The following is a 19,047-nucleotide window of genomic DNA, read 5'->3' as shown; positions in this document are numbered from 1 at the left end:
TCGCCCGTCAGCGGGCAGCCTGCGAGGGCGGGAGGGCTCCGCCTTCTCGCGCCTCAAGGACGGCGCGGCCCAGGGCGACAAACTCATCGATGGAGAGCGTCTCTCCCCTGCGGGTCGGGTCGATTCCGGCATCGCACAGCAGCGCCTCGGAGGCTTCGGGTCCGCCCGCCCAGTTCTTCAGGGCGGCGCGCAGGGTCTTGCGGCGTTGCCCGAAGGCGATGTCGGTGACCTCGAACGTCGCGCGTCGCAGCGCCTCGTCCCCGCGAGGTGAGGGCAGCCGCGTCAGGCGCACGAGGGCGCTATCCACCCCGGGAACGGGCCAAAAGACCGTGCGTCCGATCGTGCCCGCCCGCTGAACCTCGCCGTACCAGGATGCCTTCACGGAGGGGACGCCGTAGGTGCGCGATCCCGGGTTCGCGGCCAGGCGGTCGGCAACCTCGGCCTGCACCATGACGACGACGGCTTCGATGGTGGGGAAAGCGTCGAGCATGTTGAGGAGCACGGGCACGGCCACGTTGTAGGGCAGGTTTGCGACCAGCTTGGTGGGCGGCGGCCAATCGACGCCAAAGTCCTCGTTGCCGGTAATCTCGGTGGCATCCATGGTGACGACGTGGAAGCGTCCGCTCGCCTCGCCCATGCGCGATCGGATGGTCTCGGGTAGCGCCGAGGCGAGGGGCGGGTCGATCTCGACGGCGCGCACGCGCGCCCCAACCTCCAGGAGCGCCAGGGTGAGGGAGCCCAGGCCCGGCCCGACCTCAACGACCTCGTCCCCGGCGCGCACGTCTCCTGCCGCGACGATCTTGCGGACCGTCCCGGCGTCGTGGACGAAGTTCTGCCCCAGGACCTTGGTGGGGCGGATGCCCAGGGCCTCGGAGATGGCCCGCACTTCGAGGGGCCCGAGCAGTCCCGTCTCGGAGGGAACGGCCCCCTCGGGCAGGGTCGGATCGGTGCGGCGGCGTGCGGCGCGGGCGCGCTGGGAGGAAGGGGATTGGGTCACGCTGGCCAGTCTAGTGCACGGCACCGGCGAGCCCGGGGCGAGGCCCCCTGTGAGGCTCGGCCCCTCGGGGGGCGACCGGCCTCACGGCGCGGCGGCGTATCAGCTCCCTGATCGCGGTCAGTTGGTCAACTCGTTCGAGGCTGCCGATTCGAGACTGCCGACAGCATAGAGAACCCTGACCCACACGTTGCGACACGGCAACCACCGCTATGCGACGCGGATACGGATAGGTTATCGCTACGCGGATAGGTTATCGGCTTGCGGATAGCTTACTGTCCTATCCGCGTGCTCATAACCTATCCGCATGTTCACAACCTATCCGCGTACCCATCACTGACCCGCGTGCTCATAACCTATCCGCGTACCTGAATCAGGCAACAGAAAGACCGGGCCCGACAACCTCCGCTGTCAGGCCCGGCCCTCCTCAGCTCTCAAGCTCAGTACCAGCCGACCGCATTCGAGTGCGCCCAGGCGGAGCAGGGCGTGCCGTAGCGTCCCTTAATGTAGCCGATACCCCAGTTGATCTGGGTGACGGGATTGGTGCGCCAGTCGGCGCCCGCCGAGGCCATCTTCGAGCCGGGCAGGGCCTGCGGAATGCCGTAGGCTCCCGAGGACGCATTCTCGGCGTGGGGATTCCACTGGGACTCCCGGTTCCACAGCTGAATCAGGCACTGATACTCGCTGGTCCCCCACCCCTGCGCCTCAACGAGAGGCTTGGCCAGCGCACGCGGATCCTCGCCCGAGTAGGTCATCGGAACCGCTCCGGCGGCCGCGGCAGCGGCGGCCGCAGCCGAGGCCTCGGCTCCGTTCGATTCCGCCGCGATCGCAGCGATTTCGGCCTTGGAGGAGATCGTCCCCAGCTTCGCGCGGTAGCGCACCGAGGTCGTTCCATTGGCTTCGGTGGCCTCCTCGAGGGTGGCCTTCGGGTCGATGCCCGCCGCAACGAGGGCCGCCGGGGTGGCTTCCTTCGTTCCCTCGGTGCGCACCTGCGTCACGGGCTGGGAGGTGGAGTGCTCGGTGATCGGCACGGAGGTGCGCACCTCGTCGCCGTCCTTTTCCTGCCACACCGTCCAGGTCGTGACACCGTTGACGCCCGGCGTCGTCACCTGAGACTCGCCGACGAACATGTCGCCGCTGGTCACGGTGGTCTCGTTGAACGGAATCTCGACGGTCTCGGTCGCCTGCCCGCGGGTGACACGGCTGACGGTGATCGTCAGCTCCCCGGCGGGACCGTTCGACACGTTCACGCGATCGAGAGGATGCACCGACACCCCCGCTGCCTCGAGGATCGCTCGCGCATCCTGGCCGGGCCGCGCAGCCACCTCGCGGCTGGTGCCATCCACCGCCACAACGACGTTGCGAGCGCGAGAAACGAGGGGGGTCAATTCATCGCGCGAGGAGGAGCGGTCCGCTGCGAGCGTCACGGCCGACCCCAGGGGCGCTGCGTCGGCAAGGATCGCGTCGGCCGAGGAGGCCGTCGTCCACAGGGTGCGCGACGTACCGTCGACGGTCACCGCGTACGCCTTCGAGGTTCGCACAATGATCGTGTCGCCGTCGCGTACGGCCTCTCCCTCACCGGGCTGCACCAGGTCGTTGCTGCCGATACTCACGCCCGCAACCTCCAGCGCATCTCCCACGGTGTTTCCCCACGAGGTCACCGGACGGGAAACGCCGTCCACCTCAAGCATGACGGAGGTGTAGGAGGCGGCAACGCCGACGCCTGCGACGCCGACCACCCCGGCCGAGGCCAGGGCCGCGACGCTGAGAACGATGCGGGGGGAGGGCGCGAAGGAACGCAGGTGGGCTCCGAGAACGTGCAGGGCGCTGGCGGCGGAGGCACTCAGCGAGGTGCTCAGGTGGTGGCTCACGATACTCCAGTTACTCGCTATTGGTGTTGCTGGTCAGCTTAGCGCGACAGCCCGCGGGCACGCCAGAACAATGGCGCTCCCGCGGGTAATGTCACGTCAAACGAGGCCGAGCTTGTAGGCGCAGCCCCACTGGCCCCACCCCGCGCGCTGCTGAAGCATGCGCGCACGCATGGTCTGTTCCTCGGCCGAGGCCTCGGAGGGCAGGCCGGTGCCGCCGACGCTGCGCCACGTGGGAAGGGAGAATTGGTACATGCCGTAGTAGCCGTTGCCGGTGTTGATCGACGGATTACCGCCGGACTCGCACTGGGCGATGGCCGCCCAGATGGAGGCGTCGTCACCGGAGATGGCCGCAGAGCCGGAAGAAGAAGAGGAGGAGGAAGACGACGAGGAGGAGTCGGAGGATGAGCCGGAGGGTTCTTCCGCCTTCTTCGCCTTGGTCCCCTTGGACACGACGCGGGTCGTGGGCTCGGTGCGGGAGGTGGAGAGCACCGCGGACACGGTCACGTTGCCGTCGATAGTCTCCTGATAGGCCTGGGTGACCTCGCTGCCCGCCGCGCCTTCCTGCACGGTCTTCTCGGTCCCCTCCTCGGCCTCGGCGTCCTCACGTTCCTCGGTCTCGTAGGGGATCTCGGTCGTGGTCGTTACGGTGCCGCGAACGACGCGAGCAACCCGCAGCGTGGTGTCGCCGCCGACGTTCTCCAGGGTCACCCGGTCGATGGGGCCGGCGCTCACGCCCGCCTTGGCCAGGATCGCGCTCGCCCCCTCGGAGGCGGAGGCGACAACGTCGGTCGTGTGACCGTCGGCGACGACGTGAATGTTCTCCCCGCCCTCACCGATCGGCATCTCGGATCGCGTGTAGGAGCGGTCGGCGGCCATCGACGAAGAGGATGCGGGCAGGGCGGTCAGGACGCCCGAAATCGAGGAGGCGGTGGACCACGCGGTCGTCTGGGCGCCGTCAACGGTCACGTCGTAGGCGGTGGCGGAACGAACGACAACCGTGTCGCCGCTGGCGACGCGCTGGTCGGCGGCCGGGGCGACGAGGTCGTGGTCGCCAACGCTGACGCCCGCGGTGCTCAGCGCGTCGCCCGCGGTGGAAAAGAAACCGGACACGTCGCGGCTGACGCCATCCACTTCCAGGGTGACGTGCCGGTAGGAGGTGCCGACGGCGGCGGCAGCTGTGCCGGCCACGAGGAGGGCAGTCGCGGAGGCGACGGAGATGACGACTGTGCGGGAGGGCTTCAGGCTCACGGGTCTCCAGACCTTGTAGGTTCCGAGTCGTTGGCCGCGTCGCACCGGCGCTTCGAAAGCGAGGGGGCGATGGGTCCTCCGACTTAGACTGACTCCTCCACCGTAACCAATTTGTTACCCTTTCGCGACCACTTTGACGCAACTCACGCGTTCGCCCGCCGCCTTGACGAACCCCCGCGCGCCCCTCCTCACCCCCGCGCGAGGCGCCAACGCCTCACCAGGAACCGTAGACGGCCTCGGTGTTCGCCCTCAGCTGGTCGCACGCTTCCTCCTCACCGATTCCCCACAGGCCCGCGATGAACCGCACGGTGTGTGCCATCACGTAGGAGGCGTTGGGGCTGCCGCGCCACGGGGCGGGTGTCAGGTAGGGCGCGTCGGTTTCGACCAGGACGAGCTCGCGAGGCATGGCCGCCAGCGCCAGGCGCGCATCGTCGTTGGCGGGGTAGGTGATCGGCCCGGCGAAGGAGGCATACCAGCCGCGTTCGGCGAGCCGGGCGGCCATCTGCGCGTCACCCGAGAAGCAATGGAACACGATGCGCTGATCTCGCTCGGCGCTCTGCTCCAGGATCTCGAGGGTGTCCTCGTGGGCGTCGCGATCGTGAATCTGCAGGGGCAGACCCGCCCGGCGAGCCATGTCGATGTGGACTCGGAAGGACTCCTTCTGCGCCTCTCGCCCGGGTTCGGCGGTGCGGAAGTAGTCGAGGCCGCTCTCTCCCACCGCGACGACCATCGGGTCACCCAGGCGGGACTCAACCGCCGCAAGAGCCTCGACGAGGGGAACGTGGTGGTCGCGCGCCTGCGGGGTCAGCCCGTCGGGCGAGGCCTCGGTGCAGCCGGCGTGCAGGGCGGCCTCGTTGGGGTGGATCGCCAGGGCGACGCGCACGCCCGCGTGGGAGCGAGCGAGGGCCAGCATGGGATCGAAGTCCGGCAGCTCGCACGCGCTCGAGATCACGGCGTTCACGCCGACAGCGCGGGCACGTTCCAGCTGTTCCTCCAGGGAGAGACACACGCCGTCCGCGCGGGGAATCTGCCCGACGTGGGTGGGCAGGTGGGTGTGGTTGTCGACGACGGGAGCCGCCAGCGGGGCGGGAGCGTCGGGCCAGGTACGAGGCTTGCGCCGACTCATGCGGGCTGACCTTCCTTTCGGGTCGATCGGATGGGTGCGTCAGGAGACGAGTCCCGCGTCTCTCAACGGGAGCGCACGATGGCCCGGGAGACCTCGTCGACCGCCGCGTCCCCGAGGAGCACCCGCACGATTTCGAGACCGAGATCCAGGGAGGTCCCGGCTCCACGGCTGGTGATCACGGCCTCGTCGACGACGACGGGGTTCTCGTGGACGATGGCGCCGCCGCCGGCGATCGCCTTGACGAAGGCTGGATTGGCGGTGGCGTGGCGCCCATCCAACACGCCGAGTTCGGCGAGGATCGAGGGGGCCGCGCAGATCGCCGCGATGAGCTGCCCGGCGTCGGCGCGCCGCAGCACCTCTTCCTGGATCGCCGGTGTCGCCTTGAGGCCCAGGGTTCCCGGCATCCCGCCGGGTAGGAAGAGCAGCTCGTAGGTGCTCAGGTCCGTGTCCTCGAGCATGCGGTCGGCGACCACTCGGATGCCGTGGGAGCTCGTGACGTGCCGGGCGTCGGTCACCGAGATGAGGTCGGCGCGTATCCCGGCGCGGTAGAGGACGTCGGCGACGGCCAGGGCCTCGACCTCTTCAAAACCCTCCGCGAGCATGATGGCGACGGCGGCGTCGGTGGCGAGCTTGTCGGGTGTGGGCATGGTTCCTCTTTTCCTAGGGCCTTGCGTAGGCGTTACATCCAGCCTAGCGCAGGGCGCGGCGCGGACGCGCCGAGGGCGTCCTCGATCCGGGCGGTGGCGTCCGCGCGGGGCGTGGGTGCGGCTCCCGCCACGCCAACAATCTGCGGGGTCAGCGTGGCATCCGCGCGGGGCGCGGGTGCGGAACGGGATCCCCCGCCCCACACCCACGGCTACAGGCTCACTCCGAGCGCAGCGCCTCAACGGGATCCTGGCGGGATGCCCTGGCCGCGGGAATGATGCCCGCAATGACCGTGAGGAGGACGGACACCGCGATGAGGATCGCCGCGGTGAGCGCAGAGAGCTGAGCGATGTTCTCCACCTCGAAGGACGCCTTGACCACCGCGTTGGCGATGGCGCACAGCCCATAGGTCACGCCCACGCCGATCAGGCCGGCGAGCAACCCCTCGATCACGGTTTCGGCATTGAAGACCCGGGACACGTCCCCCTTCGAGGCACCGATCGAACGCAGGATACCGATCTCCTTGCGACGCTCGAGGACCGAGATGTAGGTGATGATCGCGATCATGATCGAGGACACGATGAGCGAGATGGACACGAAGGCGATCAACAGCCAGGAGATGATGTTGACGATGTTGGTCACCGAGCTCATGAGTGAGCCCATGACGTCGGAGTAGGTGATGACCTTCCCCGTCTCACCGGCGGCCTTCTTGTCGGCGTTGTAGGAGTCCAGCACGGCCTTGACCTTGTCCTTATCCGCGAAGGACTTGGGGTAGATCGACACGTTCGAGGGCGAGGAGATGTCCGCCCATCCGAGGGTCTTCAGGTTCGTGTCCAGTGTCGGCACGTTCGACGAGAACATGGTCGCCATGAGGGCGGCAAGGGACTTCTCGTCGACGTTGGACTGGAATGCCTCGGCGAAGGCGTTCGGGTCGATCGCGAAGGCACTGGACATGTTGGTGGCGAACTGTTCCATGACCGTGCTCATCTGCTCGCCGATCGCGCCGGAGAGCTGGGTCATCATGGAGGTCATCGCGCTCGTCATGGCCTCCTGCATGACCTGGCCGATCGCCGCACCAACGCCCCGCGTGAGGGTGCCTCCCAGCTGCGCCGCGATCTGAGAGGAGATCGCGTTCATGACCTGAGCGGACACCTCGGTACCGATCTTGGCCAGAGCCGGGTCGTTTCCAAGCGCCTTCATAAGGTTGGCGCTCAGCTTGTCGGAGTCGACCACCTGGTCCGAGGAGACGGCCTGACGCAGCTGCTCGATAACCTCGGGCTGGGAGAAGTAAGACGCCGCAAGGGTCGCGAAGTCAGTGGTTCCTCCCTGCTCAATCTGGCGGCGCGCGTAATCCTGGAAGCCCTGGGCGATCCGCGTGGCCTGGGCGCTCAGGTAGTCTGCAGCGCCTTCCTTGACTGCCCCGTCGGCCAGAGCCGAGCGGATGATGGTCGGGAAGTCAACATTGGCCAGCTGGGGCAGCTGCTTGCTCAGGTCACCGAGGTTGAGGGCGGACAGGTCAAAGCCGGCACCCGACTGCAATCCCGACTGCATGCCCGGGGCCGGAGCGAGGGCGGACAGGTCGAGGTTGGACAGGTCCATGCCGGACATGTCCAAGTTGGAAAAGTCGAGTCCGGACAGGTCCATACCGGAGAAATCCATGCCGGACAGGTCCATCTGGAGCTTCGACGGATCCATCTGGAATGCGGCCTGTAGCTTCTGCTCGTCCACGGTGAACAGGGAGGACATGTCGAAGCCTCCGGACTGGCTCTTCTGGTTGTCGGCCAGTTCCTTGAAGGTCTTGCCCGTGAAGACGTCGACGTCGGGCTTGGCGCGCTGGGCCTTGACGATCGGGCTGGCGGCCGCCTCCTCGATGATCTGGTAGGTCAACGCCGGCGTGTAGGCGATGCCCTGACGCAGCGCGCCTCCCTTCGTGGAGTTGGGCTTCACGATGCCCGAGATGGTCAGCTGCTGGCCGCCGTCCACGAGCTTCTTCATGTAGTCGGTGTCGTTGGAGCGGTCGGTCCACACCTTGTAGGTCTCGTCCCACGTGTACTTGTCGAAGGCGTTGATGCGGCGGAAGGTGGTGCCCAGGATCGTGGAGTAGTCGTACGCCGTGCTGTTTGCACCCGACTGGGCTACCGACTGGGCACCGGACTGCGTCTTGCCGCCGAGCGCGCCCTGGTAGTACGAGCGCATCAGGTCATCGAATTCCTTGTGGTCCTTCAGGCCCAGCGTGTATTCGAAGAGGTTCGAGAGGTTGCCGTCCTCGTCAAGGACGAGGACCACCTGGTTGGCGCCGGTCGGCCAGGAACCGGCGACCACGTCGTAGGCGGCGGTGTACAGCGAGGATGCGGCGGGCATCTGGTAGAACGCGTTCGTTTGCATCATGGAGGAGAAGGAACCGGCGCCGAAGCCGGTCTCCATCTGTTTCATCGACTGGTCGGGGCTAACCTGCACGGTCGACTTGGAGGTGTCCGATTGGAAGATCTGGGGGACGACGTCGTAGTCGTACTCGACCGCGTTGACCATCGAGTCGATCCCGCCGCCGTTGTTGTCGAGGAAGGTCTTGAGCGAGGCCAGGTCGTTGGTCTTCGCGTCGCGAATCGAGTCCGCGAAGGTCCGCATTTGGGACACGCCGACCTTGCCGTCCGGCGCCGCCTTGGAGGTCTTGGACTCGGAGCTCGCCCCGGCCAGCGCGGCGGTCATGTCGAGGCCGCTCTTCTGGATCGTCAAGGGGTAGGACCCCAGGGTCTCCTCCTCGGTCTTGGCGATATAGGCGTTGGTCCCGTTGGCCAGCGCCAGGATCGCGGCGATGCCGATGATGCCGATGGACCCCGCGAACGAGGTCATCAGCGTGCGCCCCTTCTTGGTCATCAGGTTGTTGAACGACAGGGACAGGGCGGTGAGGAATCCCATCGACGTGCGGCGCACGGGTTTCGCGGCGCGCCGGTCCTGCTCGGTGGGGACAAAAGGCGCGGAATCGGCGACGATGGAGCCGTCGGCCAGTTCGACGATGCGCGTCGCGTACTGGTGAGCGAGCTCGGGGTTGTGGGTCACCATGATGACCAGGCGGTCGCGGGCGACGTCGCGCAGGAGGTCCATGACCTGGACGCTGGTCTTGGAGTCGAGGGCACCCGTGGGCTCGTCGGCGAGCAGGATTTCGGGATCGTTGATGAGGGCGCGGGCGATGGCAACGCGCTGCATCTGGCCGCCCGACATCTGCGAGGGCTTCTTGTGGACGTGGTCCTTCAAGCCCACGCGTTCCAGGGCCTCCAACGCCCGGGAGCGACGCTCCGAACGAGACACGCCCGAGAGAGTGAGCGCGAGCTCAACGTTCGACAGGACGCTCTGGTGCGGGATCAGGTTGTAGGACTGGAAGACGAAGCCGATACGGTTGTTGCGGTAGGCATCCCAGTCGCGGGCCTTGTAGTTCTTCGTCGAGATCCCATCGATGACGAGGTCGCCACTCTGGAAGCGATCCAGGCCGCCGATGACGTTGAGCATCGTGGTCTTGCCCGAACCGGACTGGCCCAGGATGGCCACGAACTCGTTGTCGCGGAAGGCAACCGAGACCTTGTTGAGTGCGACCTGCACCAGGTTGGCGGTCTCATATGCCTTGACGATCCCTGTGAGCTCAAGCACGCTTCATCCTTACTCGCGTTTCTCTGTGCCCTGCCAGCCTAGCCGAGGAGCAGTGCGCACAACACAGCGCTCTCTCACAGTGACCCCTGATCGCACCCCTATTGTTCCCTGACTGCCCCGCCGTATCCCCTGATGTGCCCGAAACCTTACCGAGGCTCTGCGTCCCGCTTGAGCAGGAGCAGAGGACGCCGGCGGCTACAGTTATCCCATGACAGACCTCGTTTCCCTGCCCGTGCCCGACGAGGGACCGATTCGCGACAAGATCCGGCAGATCTACGAGCGTTCCTTCCCGCCCGAGGAACAGATCACGATGTGCGATCTCCTGCGAGCCGCCCGCAAGCCCGGGGTGTCCTTCGACGCGTGGACGGATGCGTCCCTGCCCGCGGGCGAGGCAGGCGCCGACCGCGTCGTCGCCCTCACCTTCTCCCTCGCCTTCCCCGACCTGTTCTACCTGGGTTTCCTCGCGGTCGACGCACGTACGCGCGGCGCGGGCTACGGGTCGCGGATCCTCACGCATGTCGCTCAACGCTATCCCGGCATCCCCCAGCTGCTGGAGATCGAGCCCGTCACGCGCGAGGCCCCCAACTACCAGCAGCGGGTGCGTCGCCTGGCGTTCTATGAGCGCAATGGCTTTACGGTGACGAACATGCTCACCCACGAGGCAGACCAGACCTACCGGGTCCTGGCGCGCCAAGGCCTCGTCTCCCCCGAGCGCCTCGAGGAGGCGCTCAACTCCGCGACAGACGACCCCGCCTACTTCTCGCGGGTGACCATCGGCTGATCGGGCACGCCGACCTCCGGGCCGTCACCGCGCCCGGCGCCGCTGTCGGTCCTCGCATCCCCGTCGCGTCAGTGTTCCTGGCCGTGCCCGGACACCAGGAGGATCTCCTCGTAGTCCAGGCGCGCGAGCGCATCCTCCAGCGCAGCGGAAGAGAAGATACCCGCGTCGCGTGCTCCCAGCAGCGCCTCGCGCTGGGCGTGAATGGCCTCCAGGGCGAGCTCGCGGATCTGCTCGCGCGTGAAGGAACGCTCGACGTCCTCCCCGCTCATGTCGACGGTGCCGCGGGCGTGATCGCCGTGTTGCTCGCCGGTTTCTCTCGTCTCGCCGACGGTCTCATCCGTCTCGTCGTCGCACCGCGGGCGCAAGCCCTCGTGCGTTTCGCCTTCCGGTGCGCCGACATCCTGGAGGATGTCGCTCAGGACACGGTCGGCGGTGCGGGCGATCCGATCGCCGTCGCTGGCGCCGTCATGGGACACCGCGTGCCCGATCCGCGACAGCGTCCGCGAAACCCCCGCGGACAGGAGCGTCTGGCCGTCCACCTCGTGGATCGCCTGAGCGAGGGCGGTGTCCACCAGGGCGGAGCCCATGACCTTCAGGAGCTTCGCACGCTCCTCCTCGGGGATGTCACCCGAGGCCATCTGCGGCTTGGCCACGCGGATCACTCCCGGCAGGGTCAACCCCTGGATGATGAGGGATCCGGCGGCAATGAACAGGGCGATGGTCAGCAGGTACCCGCGCAGCGGCGCGTGAGAGGAGATCGTCTGGGCGGCCGCCAGGGTAATGGCCCCGCGCATGCCCGCCCACACGATCACGCTGCCCTCGCGCGGCCCCAGGGGTTCGTTGGCAAAATAGTCCAGGTCCGTGGCTCGCAGCGCGTTGCGGCGCTCGCGGCGCGATAGCCGACGGCGGAAGCGTTCGAGGGCGAGTCCCCACTGCTCGGGGCTGAGGTTGCGAGCCTCGAGCATGTCCCCATCGACCGCGCACGCCTCGTTCATGCGTTGCTCGAAGTAGTCGATGCGCTCGGCCTCGGCGTCGAAGCGCCGCTGGCGGTGCTGACGGCGGTGGTCCAGCCATGCCAGCATGAGGGCGATGAACAGGGCGCGGATCACCATGATCAGGGCCCCCAGGGCGACGGCGAGGAAGGCCGCGAAGCCGAGGCCTCCGCCCACGGCGCTGGCCTCTTCGACGATGCCGAAGGCCTGCAGGCCCATCGTGAGGAAGATGCCGCCTTCGAGGACCAGCGTCATCGTCTGCCAGTTGTGCTGCGAGAAGCGCCTGTTGGTCGCGGAGATGGCGCTCGCGCGCCTGCGGGAGACGACCAGCCCGGCGATAACCGCAGCGACCAGGCCGGAACCTCCGACGTGTTCGGCGGGGATCGAGGCGATGAAGGGCATGACGAAGGAGAAGACGGTGTCCGAGGATGGCTCCTTGATGAAGGAGCGGACGCGCACCCCCAGCTCACCCACCACGAGGCCGATGACCGTTGCGATGCCCAGCGCGAGGGCAACCTTGCCGATCAGGAGGCCCGGGTTGAGGGCGTGGGAGTCGGCGGCCAGGCCGGCGCTCATCGCGGCCGACAGGAGCACGAGGGACGTCGCGTCGTTGAAAAGCCCCTCCCCCTCAAGCACCGTGACGATCCGGTGGGAGACGCCGCTGCGTTTCGCGATCGACACGGCGACGGCGTCGGTTGGGGACAGGACCGCGCCCAGGGCCACCCCCCACGGCAGGGAGACGGCCGGAACCAGCCAGTGAATCACGAATCCGACCGCGAATGCCGAGAGGAAGACGAGGGGGATCGCGAGCATCGCGACGGCCTGCATCTCGCGGCGAAAGTCCATCGTCGGCATGCGCACGGCGGCGGAGAAGAGAAGCGGGGGGAGAACCATCTCCAGGATGATGTGCGGCTCGACTTCGATGGCCCCCACCTGGGGCAGGAAACCGATCGCCAGTCCGACCGCCAGGAGGATCAGGGGGGATGCCACGCGCACCTTGGGCGCGACGAATTGGCACGCCACAATGATGAGCATTCCGGACAGGGCGATGAAAAGGGGATCCACGGGTCGATTTTACTGTCGGCGCCGCCGGGGAGCCTGTCGATCTCATGGACCCAACGGGATGGCGGCCCCATTCGGCAGGGGCGACGCTTGTCTCGCGCCGTGGTCGCCGAGCCGTCCACTGGCGGCTTCGTCGCCCACGTGACAGTGTGGGCGTATGCCTACCGAGATCACCCCGAGCAGTTCTGATCCGGCGCTCGCCACCTACGACTCCCCCATCGGGCGCCTCACGCTAGCCGCGCGCGGCGGCGCGCTCGTTGGATTATGGGTGGCCGGGCAGCGCTTTTTCGGTCGCCCCGTCGGCATCGACGAGGCCTCAGCACGCTTGGCTGGCGATCTGACCTCGCGCGAGGATCGGGGCATAGCGATCACGCAGGCCCGTTGGGACGAGGCCAATGCGCGCGCTCTTCGGGCGACTGCCTCGTGGCTGGACGACTATTTCGCGGGCGAGGCTCCCTCCCCCGCGACCGTCCCCCTCGCGAGTGCGGGCACCGACTTTCAACAGCGCGTGTGGGAGGCGATGGACTCTATCCCCTACGGCGCGACACGCACGTACGGGCAGATCGTCGCGCAGCTGCACGAGGCAGGTGTTCCCGCCTCCGCGCAAGCGGTCGGCGGCGCACTCGGGCGCAATCCCCTGCTCCTCATCCGCCCGTGCCACCGGGTCGTGGCGGCAGACGGCCCGAGCGGCTACGCAGCGGGAGGCAGCGCGAAAGCCTGGCTGCTCGCGCACGAGGCGGCGACGGCCTCGTCGGTGAACTGACTCAGGTGCTCACCCGGTCGCCCTCCTGGATGGCCTCGGCGACCAGGGCCTCGTCGACGGGTAGGGCGGCGCTCACGTAGGCCGCCGCATCGTCCTGGGTGACGACGATCTCCTCGGCGATCGATCCAGCGTCCCGCCTCAGTTCCACGCCGTTGACGACGGAGGCGCGGGCGAGGGTGCGCGCCTGGGCGCGGTGCTCGTCCGTGTACTCCAGCTCGTCGGCGTGCTTGCGCACGAGCAGGCGAATGAGCTTGCGCCGCAGATTCTCCTCGCGTGCCACGGACGAGCGCTGCCTGATCCACCCGAAGACCAGGACCCCCAGGAGGGCGATTCCCAGGTATCCGATGATCGGGTACATCGCTCCGACGAGCCTTTTGAAGCCCATGAACGAGGCCGCATAGCCGAGGGCAACAACCCCCACGAGGACCAGGCGCATGCGCGTCGTTGATCCGCCCGAGAAGCGGCGCGCCGTCGAATAGAACAGGGAGAACACGGTGTTGTAGATGAGCGCGAAGATGATGAGCGTGTAGGCGAAGGCGAAGGCCGGGTGAATCGAGCGCGCGATCTCCAGGGCCGGGACGTTCACGTCCCAGACGCGGTCCAGGTTCAGGTACAGGGCAAGGGCGTCGGCCCCGACCACCAGGGCGATGATGATGCCGCCGACTCGCCCGGCGCGCCTTGCCTCGCCGATGCGCAGCACCGAGCCGCCCAGGACGAAGGCCATGGCGATGCCGCCGACGACGCACAGCGCGAAGTAGTTGATCGTGGAGAGCCACAGGTTCGGCAGGGCCGGGGGGACGCGGCTGGCGATGGCGTCGAGCTCGGCGAGGCCGGGGTGGGGGCGAGCCAGCGCGTAGACCGTCAGGACGGTGATGGCGAGGACGATCATGGGGGTGAACACGCCGATGACCTTCATGATGCGGTCGAAGTCCAGGAAGGCCGTGAGGACCACGAGCACCGCACACAGGACGCTGCCGGCCCACGCGGGCATCCCGAACTGCTGCTCGAGGTTCGCGCCCGCGCCGGCGAGCATCACGAAGCCCATGGCGAATCCGGAGAAGACGAGAACCACGTCGATGACGCGTCGCAGCGCCGGGTGAGCGATCCTCTCGAAGACCTCGTCGTGGTTGTCGGAGCGGTAGTAGGAGCCGAGCTGCAGGGCGATGCCCCCGAAGAGCACGTTCAGCAGGCCGACGCCGACGATTCCAACAAAGCCGATCGAACCGAAGGACAGGAAGTATTGAAGCAGGTCTTGGCCGCTCGCCAGCCCGGCGCCGATGATGACTCCGACGTAGGCGAAGGCGACTGAGAGGTACTTCGTAGACATGGGGTCCTTCCGGTTGCGAACACGTTCAGTAGGCCGAGGCCTCTTGTCCACCGTAGATGCTTCGTGTGGGGATGGGAACGCCCGTGGGGGATTGTTCACGCTCAGTAGGGCTCATTCAAACACAAACGTGTACACAATGTACTAAAATGCCACTATGAACACACTTGCTACGACGCTGTCGACTCGCGAGCTGCGCGCAAACCTCTCCGACGTCCTCGGGCGAGCCTCCTACGGCGGCGAACGTATCGGAGTGACGAAGAACGGCCGCCTCACGGCGATCGTGATCGGCGTCGACGACCTGTTGGCCCTAGAAGAGCTAGAAGACGAACGCGATCTCGCGGCCTTCCGAGAGGCAGTACGCAACGACGACGGGCAGCGCGTGAGCCTGGCCGACCTGCGCGCTGAACTCGACGCGTGACGATGTACCGCGTCGAATTCACATCGGCGGCGGCGCGCCAGGTACGCAAGCTGGACCGCCCGGTGCGCGCCCGCCTGCTGGACGCCATCGAATTGCTCGCCCACTCCCCTCGCCCCGATGGTGTCAAGAAGCTCGCGAGCACGGAGAACGCGTGGCGCATCCGCGTCGGCGACTACCGGATCATCTACTCAATCGAAGACGACATCCTCGTCGTGACCGTCGTGCGCGTCGCACACCGCCGCGAGGTCTGCCGCTCGTAGCATCACTTGCCATCAAGGAGCTGGATCGGCGGACGCGGGGCCTTCATCGCGTTGATCGGCGCCTCAGGATCCGCATAACCGAGCGCGAAACCAGTGATGAAACGATAGTGCTCGGGAATCTCGAACTCGGCGTCCACGGGCTCGCGCCAGGTGGCCAGGATGCCGACCGGGCAGGAGTCCACTCCGCGAGACTTCGCCGAGAGGAACAGGGTCTGGAGCATGAGGCCGGCGTCCATCGCGCTCCACGGGAGCATGTCCTCGTGGACGAACACGAAGCCCATGACGGGCGCGTCGAAGGCCACGACGTTGCGGCGGTTCACCCGGTTGCGCCCCTCGATGTCGCCGCGCTCGACGCCGTAGATCCCGTAGAGACGCTTCGCGACCTCGATCTGGGCGGGGCGCACCTCCTCCGGGTAGCGCTTGCGCACCGGGTAGTCGCCGTCCGGCAGCGGGACCGGCACCTCCGGGTCCGCGCTCTTGCGGGCGAGCGCCTCAACCTCCTCGTCGAAGAGGCGCCCGTAGTGTTCGCGCAGGCGCTGGGCGCGCTCGCCGGTAGCCAGGGCCAGGCGGAACGCGCGGGTGTTGGACCAGCTGGGCGCGGTCGTCGCGTCGGCGAGGATCGCGTCGAGGACCTCGGCGGGGATCTCCTGGTCCGTAAAGGCGCGCGTGGAGCGGCGCGAAGCGGTCAGGGCAGCGAATTCGTTGGTCTCGTCGTCGAGCGTCATGCTCCCAGGCTAACCCGCCTCCACTCCCCCGATCTACCCGGCCCGCCCACTGGATGGCTTCCGCTGAGCAGGCTAGTGATCCCCGTCGTGAGTGCGACAAGAAACAATCTCGACTCGATCATCGCGCACGCGATAGACAAGACGATTCGCCCCGTCAATACGACGCGACCACCACCCCGAGTAACGCCCCTTCAACGGTTCAGCCTTACCAATTCCAGCGCCTTGCCCATTCCTGGCAATATCACGCAGTAGTGCGTTGATGCGCTTCAGGGTCTTTCGGTCCTGAGTCTGCCACCACAGATAGTCCTCCCAGGCCTCGGAGGCCCAGACGAGGTCACGCATCCTCGATCAACCCTCGCGACACACCACGCCCGGCTTCCAGCTCCGCGATACCGCGGTCAAGATGAGCGAGGTTGGCGCGCGAGTAAAAGCCATCAACCTCCACAACGAAGGGAATCCGCTGTTCCCGCGCCACCTTCTTCGCAAAGATCGTGAACGCGGTATTCATCGAGAGCCCCATTTCCTTGCAGGCGCGCTCCATCGCAGCCTTATCCTCAGCGTCGAGTCGAACAGTCACCGTAGCGGTCGCCATGCAACACCTCCACAATAGCAGATTGATAGCTAAACAATAGCAGGGTAGCAGCATGATGAACCTGTTATCAACGCACTCCACCTGCGGAGGATATGAGTGACGCCCTTACCGGGCCAGGGCCTCCTCGAAAGCCGCAACGTCGGTGTCGGGGGTCGCCCAGGAGGTGCCGAGACGGGCGAGCAGGCGCCCGTCGGGCAGCGTCTCCCAGATTCCGTATCGGACCTTGCGCGACAGCCTCTCGTGCCCGGCCTGGTCGAGGGCCACGAAGGTCAGGTTCGTCGGCGAATTCATGGTCACGACGTAGCCCGCCTGCCGCAGGGCGCCGCGGATTCTCGCGGTCGCTTCCACGGCAGGGGTACCGATCCTGAGGTACAGGTCGTCCTCGAAGAGCGCCTCGAACTGGACGCCGAGGAGACGCCCCTTGGCCAGGAGCGCCCCGTGCTGCTTCATCTGGGTGACGAATTGGCGGATCGAGCCCCGGGTCGGGATGACGACCGCCTCGCCGAAGAGGGCGCCGCACTTGGTTCCTCCGATGTAGAACACGTCGGTGAGCCTGGCCAGGTCGGCCAACGTGACGTCGTTGGCCGGGGAAGCCAGCGCGTAGGCCAGGCGGGCGCCGTCCACGAAGAGCTTCAGGTCACGCTCGCGGCACACGCGCGAGAGCTCCTCTAGTTCGCGGCGCGTGTACAGGGTTCCGTACTCGGTGGGCTGGGAGATGTAGGCGAGGGCGGGGGCGATCATGTGGTCGCGCGCGCCGTCACCCTCCCACGCCGAACAGATGCGCTCAACGTCGGCTGCGTTGATCTTGCCGTCAACGGCGGGAACGTCCAGAATCTTGTGGCCGCCACGCTCAACGATTCCGGCCTCGTGCATGTTGATGTGGCCGGTGTTGGGGGCAATGACGCCCTGCCAGGGAAGGAGGATCGCGTCGATGACGGTCGCGTTCGTCTGGGTGCCGCCCACCAGGAAGTACACGTCGGCGTCGGGGGCGGCGCAGGCCTCGCGAATCAGGTCGCGGGCGCGCTCGCAGTGCTCGTCGGTGCCGTAGCCACTGGATTGTTCCATGTTGGTGGCGACGAGGGCGTCGAGCACCCGGGCGTGCGCGCCCTCCTGGTAGTCGCTGGAGAAGTTGGGCTGCGTGAGGGAAGAATTCACGCGGCCATTATTCCACGAGGCAGGACAGATAGTTCCCGTTACATCATGAACATCTGTTGCCGCTCAAGCACACGGACTATCCTGACGTAAGCCGGGCGAAGCTGCCGGGCTTTCCGACACGAAAGTGAGGGCATTAAGGAATGCCGACCACGCACGGCGAACAGACGGATGCGATCAACCGCGACTCGCAGGCCTATTGGAACAAGCGGGCCGCGACGTTCACGCGAGGCGCGACCGGCGACTACGAGCGCTGGCTCATGGAGCTGCTCGCGCTCGAAGAGGGCGAGGAGGTCCTCGACATGGGCTGCGCAACGGGCACGCTCGCCGTTCCCCTCGCCCGCGCCGGGCACCGCGTCCACGGATGCGACTTTGCCGAGGCTATGCTGGCCATTCTCGACGAGCGCGCGGCCACGGAGAAGCTGCCCGTCTCCTCCCACCTCCTGGCGTGGGAGGACGACTGGGAGGCGGCCGGGCTGGGCGTCAACAGCGTTGACGTCGCCTTCGCCTCGCGTTCCCTGATGAGCGGTGACGTGCCTTCCAGCGTGCGCAAGCTCGATTCGGCCGCGCGGTCGAAGGCCGCGGTCGTTGTCCCGGCAAGTCTCCTGCCCTCCCGCGACCCGCGACTGCTCACCTACCTGGGACGTGCCGCGCGGTCCCCGCGTGTCGTCCGGGACGTGGGGCGGGCGCTCGCCGCCATGGGCAGGGTCCCCGTCTATGCAACGACGAGGACGTATCGCCCGATGCGATTCTCCTCCTTCGACGAGGCCCGCTCCGACCTGCGGCGCCTGGCCGGGCCCGAAGAGCTGACGGCGCGCGAGGCCAGGCTCTTCGATGCCTACGCCTCCGATCACGTCGTGCGCGCGCCGCATTCGGCCGGTGACGGCGCAGCGGCGGAGCACTGGACGCTCGACTACCGGCTCCCCGTGACCTGGACGTTCATCGGCTGGCACACCGACGGGAGCGCGTGGACGTAGCCAACCCCGGCCTCGTTCTTCTTAGTCCGCGTCGGGGCGGCGCCTGCGCGCCTTGACCTCGGAACGTTTCCTCTTCTGCGCGAGGCGGCGCAGCTTCGAGCCTCGCGTCGGCTTCGTGGCGCGCCTGGGGGTGGGCGGGGTGAGGGCCGCGCGCAGGACCTGGGCGAGGCGCTCGCGCGCCGCACCCCGGTTGCGGCGCTGGGAGCGGTGCTCGGCTGCGGTGATCGTGAGGTTGGTTCCCGTCAGGCGTTCCCCCAGAACAGACAGGGCACGCTCGCGCTGCTTGTCGTTCAGGGCGGTCGTCGAGCCCAGGTCCAGACTCAGCTGCACGCGCGAGTCCGCCGTATTGACGCCCTGCCCACCCGGGCCCGAGGCATGGGAAAAGCGCTCGATCAGCTCCCCCGCGGGCACGACGAGGCCGCGCGGGCAGCCAGGCCCGGGAGGGATGCGCAGATCGTCCATGCGTTCCAGT

At 67.3% G+C, this 19,047-nt stretch carries 18 protein-coding genes; 5 read left to right on the top strand and 13 right to left on the bottom strand.

Features of this window, described 5'->3' with window-relative positions:
- Positions 1-7: 7 nt before the first annotated feature.
- The 6 genes from rsmA to NQK35_RS00420 form a co-directional block, all read right to left on the bottom strand.
- A complete protein-coding gene (gene rsmA / locus NQK35_RS00445) occupies positions 8-997 on the bottom strand; it encodes a 16S rRNA (adenine(1518)-N(6)/adenine(1519)-N(6))-dimethyltransferase RsmA (RefSeq protein ID WP_257114204.1) in 990 nt (329 codons plus the stop codon).
- Between the two features lie 437 nt (positions 998-1,434).
- Complete coding sequence (locus NQK35_RS00440) at positions 1,435-2,865, bottom strand: ubiquitin-like domain-containing protein (protein ID WP_257114202.1); 1,431 nt, start codon at positions 2,863-2,865, stop codon at positions 1,435-1,437.
- A 96-nt stretch (positions 2,866-2,961) separates the two neighbouring features.
- Positions 2,962-4,113: a resuscitation-promoting factor gene (locus tag NQK35_RS00435; RefSeq protein WP_257114201.1), complete on the bottom strand. Its 1,152-nt coding sequence runs from the start codon at positions 4,111-4,113 to the stop codon at positions 2,962-2,964.
- 214 nt (positions 4,114-4,327) lie between these two features.
- The gene (locus NQK35_RS00430) at positions 4,328-5,239 is read right to left on the bottom strand and encodes a TatD family hydrolase (protein WP_257114200.1); all 912 of its coding nucleotides are present in this window, start codon (positions 5,237-5,239) and stop codon (positions 4,328-4,330) included.
- 62 nt (positions 5,240-5,301) lie between these two features.
- Positions 5,302-5,886: a DJ-1 family glyoxalase III gene (locus tag NQK35_RS00425; RefSeq protein ID WP_257114199.1), complete on the bottom strand. Its 585-nt coding sequence runs from the start codon at positions 5,884-5,886 to the stop codon at positions 5,302-5,304.
- Between the two features lie 217 nt (positions 5,887-6,103).
- On the bottom strand, positions 6,104-9,526 hold the full coding sequence (locus NQK35_RS00420; protein WP_257114198.1) for an ABC transporter ATP-binding protein/permease: 3,423 nt from the start codon (positions 9,524-9,526) through the stop codon (positions 6,104-6,106).
- 208 nt (positions 9,527-9,734) lie between these two features.
- Here NQK35_RS00420 and NQK35_RS00415 point away from each other — a divergent pair, with 208 nt between their 5' ends.
- Positions 9,735-10,307, top strand: coding sequence for a GNAT family N-acetyltransferase (locus tag NQK35_RS00415; RefSeq protein ID WP_257114197.1), 573 nt, complete (start codon positions 9,735-9,737; stop codon positions 10,305-10,307).
- A gap of 68 nt (positions 10,308-10,375) precedes the next feature.
- Here the strand turns inward: NQK35_RS00415 and NQK35_RS00410 are convergent, their stop codons facing one another.
- Entirely contained in the window at positions 10,376-12,364 is a 1,989-nt protein-coding gene (locus NQK35_RS00410; RefSeq protein WP_257114196.1) for a cation:proton antiporter, read from the bottom strand.
- A gap of 154 nt (positions 12,365-12,518) precedes the next feature.
- Between NQK35_RS00410 and NQK35_RS00405 the strand changes: the two genes are divergently transcribed.
- The gene (locus tag NQK35_RS00405) at positions 12,519-13,124 is read left to right on the top strand and encodes a methylated-DNA--[protein]-cysteine S-methyltransferase (protein WP_257114195.1); all 606 of its coding nucleotides are present in this window, start codon (positions 12,519-12,521) and stop codon (positions 13,122-13,124) included.
- A gap of 1 nt (position 13,125) precedes the next feature.
- Here the strand turns inward: NQK35_RS00405 and NQK35_RS00400 are convergent, their stop codons facing one another.
- Complete coding sequence (locus tag NQK35_RS00400; RefSeq protein WP_257114193.1) at positions 13,126-14,451, bottom strand: YkvI family membrane protein; 1,326 nt, start codon at positions 14,449-14,451, stop codon at positions 13,126-13,128.
- A gap of 154 nt (positions 14,452-14,605) precedes the next feature.
- Between NQK35_RS00400 and NQK35_RS00395 the strand changes: the two genes are divergently transcribed.
- Both NQK35_RS00395 and NQK35_RS00390 read left to right on the top strand, forming a co-directional pair.
- Positions 14,606-14,869, top strand: coding sequence for a type II toxin-antitoxin system prevent-host-death family antitoxin (locus tag NQK35_RS00395; RefSeq protein WP_048742660.1), 264 nt, complete (start codon positions 14,606-14,608; stop codon positions 14,867-14,869).
- Positions 14,870-14,871: 2 nt separating this feature from the next.
- Positions 14,872-15,129, top strand: coding sequence for a type II toxin-antitoxin system RelE family toxin (locus tag NQK35_RS00390; protein ID WP_257114742.1), 258 nt, complete (start codon positions 14,872-14,874; stop codon positions 15,127-15,129).
- 2 nt (positions 15,130-15,131) lie between these two features.
- Here NQK35_RS00390 and NQK35_RS00385 read toward each other — a convergent pair whose 3' ends face one another.
- From NQK35_RS00385 to NQK35_RS00370, 4 genes are all read right to left on the bottom strand, one after another.
- Entirely contained in the window at positions 15,132-15,854 is a 723-nt protein-coding gene (locus NQK35_RS00385; protein ID WP_257114192.1) for a nitroreductase, read from the bottom strand.
- Positions 15,855-15,926: 72 nt separating this feature from the next.
- On the bottom strand, positions 15,927-16,196 hold the full coding sequence (locus NQK35_RS00380; RefSeq protein WP_257114191.1) for a Txe/YoeB family addiction module toxin: 270 nt from the start codon (positions 16,194-16,196) through the stop codon (positions 15,927-15,929).
- Positions 16,189-16,446 (bottom strand): type II toxin-antitoxin system RelB/DinJ family antitoxin, encoded by a 258-nt coding sequence (locus NQK35_RS00375; protein ID WP_048724905.1) that lies wholly within the window; start codon positions 16,444-16,446, stop codon positions 16,189-16,191. The genes NQK35_RS00380 and NQK35_RS00375 overlap by 8 nt, the downstream gene beginning before the upstream one ends.
- A gap of 105 nt (positions 16,447-16,551) precedes the next feature.
- Complete coding sequence (locus NQK35_RS00370) at positions 16,552-17,601, bottom strand: threonine aldolase family protein (RefSeq protein ID WP_257114190.1); 1,050 nt, start codon at positions 17,599-17,601, stop codon at positions 16,552-16,554.
- A gap of 140 nt (positions 17,602-17,741) precedes the next feature.
- On the opposite strand from NQK35_RS00370, the gene NQK35_RS00365 reads away from it, so the two are divergent.
- Entirely contained in the window at positions 17,742-18,575 is an 834-nt protein-coding gene (locus NQK35_RS00365) for a class I SAM-dependent methyltransferase (protein ID WP_257114189.1), read from the top strand.
- A 21-nt stretch (positions 18,576-18,596) separates the two neighbouring features.
- Here the strand turns inward: NQK35_RS00365 and arfB are convergent, their stop codons facing one another.
- Positions 18,597-19,037: an alternative ribosome rescue aminoacyl-tRNA hydrolase ArfB gene (arfB, locus tag NQK35_RS00360; RefSeq protein ID WP_257114188.1), complete on the bottom strand. Its 441-nt coding sequence runs from the start codon at positions 19,035-19,037 to the stop codon at positions 18,597-18,599.
- Positions 19,038-19,047: the final 10 nt, after the last annotated feature.

Source organism: Schaalia odontolytica (genome assembly GCF_024584435.1).
In the GTDB taxonomy this organism is placed as follows: domain Bacteria; phylum Actinomycetota; class Actinomycetes; order Actinomycetales; family Actinomycetaceae; genus Pauljensenia.
The sequence above is the reverse complement of the archived record's forward strand: the minus strand, read 5'-3'. Positions and strand labels throughout refer to the sequence as shown.

Excerpts from the sequence above, each read along its gene's own strand:
- NQK35_RS00430 (WP_257114200.1), bottom strand. The coding sequence starts at position 5,239 with ATGAGTCGGCGCAAGCCTCGTACCTGGCCCGACGCTCCCGCCCCGCTG.
- NQK35_RS00425 (WP_257114199.1), bottom strand. The coding sequence starts at position 5,886 with ATGCCCACACCCGACAAGCTCGCCACCGACGCCGCCGTCGCCATCATG.
- NQK35_RS00415 (WP_257114197.1), top strand. The coding sequence starts at position 9,735 with ATGACAGACCTCGTTTCCCTGCCCGTGCCCGACGAGGGACCGATTCGC.
- NQK35_RS00405 (WP_257114195.1), top strand. The coding sequence starts at position 12,519 with ATGCCTACCGAGATCACCCCGAGCAGTTCTGATCCGGCGCTCGCCACC.
- NQK35_RS00400 (WP_257114193.1), bottom strand. The coding sequence starts at position 14,451 with ATGTCTACGAAGTACCTCTCAGTCGCCTTCGCCTACGTCGGAGTCATC.
- NQK35_RS00395 (WP_048742660.1), top strand. The coding sequence starts at position 14,606 with ATGAACACACTTGCTACGACGCTGTCGACTCGCGAGCTGCGCGCAAAC.
- NQK35_RS00390 (WP_257114742.1), top strand. The coding sequence starts at position 14,872 with ATGTACCGCGTCGAATTCACATCGGCGGCGGCGCGCCAGGTACGCAAG.
- NQK35_RS00385 (WP_257114192.1), bottom strand. The coding sequence starts at position 15,854 with ATGACGCTCGACGACGAGACCAACGAATTCGCTGCCCTGACCGCTTCG.
- NQK35_RS00380 (WP_257114191.1), bottom strand. The coding sequence starts at position 16,196 with ATGCGTGACCTCGTCTGGGCCTCCGAGGCCTGGGAGGACTATCTGTGG.
- NQK35_RS00375 (WP_048724905.1), bottom strand. The coding sequence starts at position 16,446 with ATGGCGACCGCTACGGTGACTGTTCGACTCGACGCTGAGGATAAGGCT.
- NQK35_RS00365 (WP_257114189.1), top strand. The coding sequence starts at position 17,742 with ATGCCGACCACGCACGGCGAACAGACGGATGCGATCAACCGCGACTCG.
- arfB (WP_257114188.1), bottom strand. The coding sequence starts at position 19,037 with ATGGACGATCTGCGCATCCCTCCCGGGCCTGGCTGCCCGCGCGGCCTC.